Genomic DNA, 2,374 nt, shown 5'->3' with positions numbered 1-2,374 from the left:
CGAATCCGATGTTCGGGTACGCCGCGCTGGGCAGCGGGATTCCATTGGTTATGTAGTGGATGGGCAGTGTCATCAGAGGTCCAGACTCGCGCCCGGCGGGCGTTCGGGACTCGTTCCAGGGTCAGGCGCCGAAGGCAACGCGAACGTGTAGATCAACTGACCGAACGCGTCGGTATCCAGGTGAAGATCCCCCGCCACAATTCTCCTCGCTGTCGCGATCGTCCGGTTCATTCTACAAGTTGGGGCCGCGTGCTGCCCGGGGGGTACACCGCGTATCGACAATCATTAGGGCGATGGAGTACTTCTTCACGGCTCTCGGTCTACTGTCCATTTACGGGTGCCGGCCGACTTCAGTGGAACGGTGGCGGGGCGTACGCCGACCAACTCGTTGCTTTGCGTGGGACGGGAAGTGGGGGCGGTGATGGGAGTCGCTGGAACGCGACCTCGGTGCTGCCGTACAGGGTGCCCTTCTCGCCGATGTAGTAGTAGCCGAACCGGTTGGCGATCGTGTTCATCTGGCCGACACTGATGGTGAAGTCTCGCGGATCGACGAGGACGAATGGTTGGCCGTTGAACTGGGCAGAGATAGCGTTTGCCTGCTCGTGCTCGGAAGGTGCACGCTCGACCCGCCGGGAGATATCCCAACGTCGATACAGTCGGGGCCCGAGGACGAGGCCGACGACCGCTGCGGCGACGAAGATTCCGACGATCATCGGACCACCGGGCTCGGCGTGGGCGTGGGCGTGAATAGTTTGCGGAACACGTATGTGTGGTTGAAGTCGCGGCTCGATGCGTACGATCGGGCGAAAACGTAGCCACGGCTGTAAGCGATCAATGCCATGTTGTGTGGAGACACCTTCGTGGCTGGAGCATAGATCTCGACGATGTCCTTACCGCTGAACTTCTTTTCCAGCCAACGCTGTTGCTTGCTCTGAGACGACAAGCGACGCACAAGAATGACCGTCCAGTTCGCAAGAGCGGATGCTATAAGCAGCAACGCCAGGGCTAACGGGAGCCAGGCGCCCGTGCTGTTTGGATCTTCTGTTTGGGCCGCCAAGATGACGGTACTAGAACTCGATGTGTGGATCATGGCGCCTCGTCCTGTACTTCGACCCGTACGCTGTCCGCAAACTGTAATGCAACTTGGGCAAACTCAGGCCACAGATCGATGTCGGTCGTCGACATGTCGACGACCGCCAATTGAAGTAGATCATCGGTCGGAATGAATATCTGTAGACCATACGTGGAGTTGTTGGGGGCTTCGGACTTCGCGGCAGGGTGCATATGTCGGCCAGATCGCACCGCAATCGCGACGGGTCCTGATCCAAGTTCGATGACCTGGCACCCCACGTTTGCGTTGTGGCGAGCTACGGTCGATGAGATTGCTTGCGCTGCCTGTAGTCGTGCCTTGGAGTTGGATAGTTCGACCTTCTGGACGGCAAGTGGGTTCATGCTCAGGACTAGTGTGGCTGTCTTTTCGACCGGTTCCGCTTCGAGAGTGAGAATTCCGCACACCACTGCGCCTCTCGAGATTGCGATTTCGCCTAGGTCGACGAGAAAACTGATCTGTTGCTCCAATGCACCCGTGTTTGGGCGAGGAGTTGCCGACAGTAGTTGACGCACTTTCTGGAGGCGTAACTGGCGGTCCGGATCCAGGGGAATCGCACCAAAGGATGGTGGGGGGTCGAACGTGATTGTTGACTTAGTCATTCGCCGCGGCCTCGCGATCTTCCTGCATACCCGTCTCGACAGCCGTGTACATCGCAAATCCAAAGGGACTTGCGATGGCACCCAGAGCCTCTTTGGGAGAGTCTGGCACCCAGTACTTCTGGATGTCGTCGAAGAACGTCGTCTGGGAATCATTTCCCGCTGCTTCTGTGCCCGCGGAGAAGCCGAGCCAAGAGCCCAGCCCGACTTGTTCGACAATCTCGGCAGCAGGTTTCAATGCCTTGCCCACTCCGAGCGTTGCGGCACCTGCCCCGTCCCACGCGATTGTTTGCAGGGTCGTTGAGTCGTCTCCTGCCAGGTACGCAGTGCTGTGCCCGACAAGGGCTACCGCTGAAAGGGTAGATGACACGATACCTAGCGGTACCCCGACCACAGCGCCGACGCCTGTGGCATCCAGTCCGAGTCCTATAACGCCAAGAATCGTGCTGAGATCAGCGACAACATCCGAGATGTTACCGATGAGGTGCGCATTGTTCTGAATAACACCCCAGATGTCGGCGGCGAGGTCGGCGATGCCTTCGCCGATGTCCTCGAGCGTGTTGAAGAGGCCCTCGAAGAAGCCTTCTTCGGGTGCGTCGCTGCAGGCTTTGTCGAGGGCTTGCGCGGTGAGGGCGGCCAGCTCGCTGTGTTGTCGCAGGAGGCGTTC

Annotated in this window: 4 protein-coding genes; all 4 read right to left on the bottom strand. The window is 59.1% G+C overall.

Annotation, left to right across the window (positions count from 1 at the left end; all coding sequences use genetic code 11):
• Positions 1-350 precede the first annotated feature (350 nt).
• On the bottom strand, positions 351-713 hold the full coding sequence (locus ACZI8Q_RS20620) for a hypothetical protein (RefSeq protein ID WP_463375443.1): 363 nt from the start codon (positions 711-713) through the stop codon (positions 351-353).
• Entirely contained in the window at positions 710-1,090 is a 381-nt protein-coding gene (locus tag ACZI8Q_RS20615) for a hypothetical protein (RefSeq protein WP_463375442.1), read from the bottom strand. The genes ACZI8Q_RS20620 and ACZI8Q_RS20615 overlap by 4 nt, the downstream gene beginning before the upstream one ends.
• Positions 1,087-1,578: a hypothetical protein gene (locus ACZI8Q_RS20610; protein WP_463375441.1), complete on the bottom strand. Its 492-nt coding sequence runs from the start codon at positions 1,576-1,578 to the stop codon at positions 1,087-1,089. Before ACZI8Q_RS20610 ends, ACZI8Q_RS20615 begins: the two co-directional genes overlap by 4 nt.
• A gap of 124 nt (positions 1,579-1,702) precedes the next feature.
• A partial coding sequence (locus ACZI8Q_RS20605; RefSeq protein ID WP_463375440.1) for a hypothetical protein occupies positions 1,703-2,374 on the bottom strand: 672 nt, incomplete at its 5' end.

It is taken from the genome of Rhodococcus quanlei, from assembly GCF_055231015.1.
This window is presented reverse-complemented; position numbering and strand designations above follow the sequence as displayed.

Excerpts from the sequence above, each read along its gene's own strand:
- ACZI8Q_RS20620 (WP_463375443.1), bottom strand. The coding sequence starts at position 713 with ATGATCGTCGGAATCTTCGTCGCCGCAGCGGTCGTCGGCCTCGTCCTC.
- ACZI8Q_RS20615 (WP_463375442.1), bottom strand. The coding sequence starts at position 1,090 with ATGATCCACACATCGAGTTCTAGTACCGTCATCTTGGCGGCCCAAACA.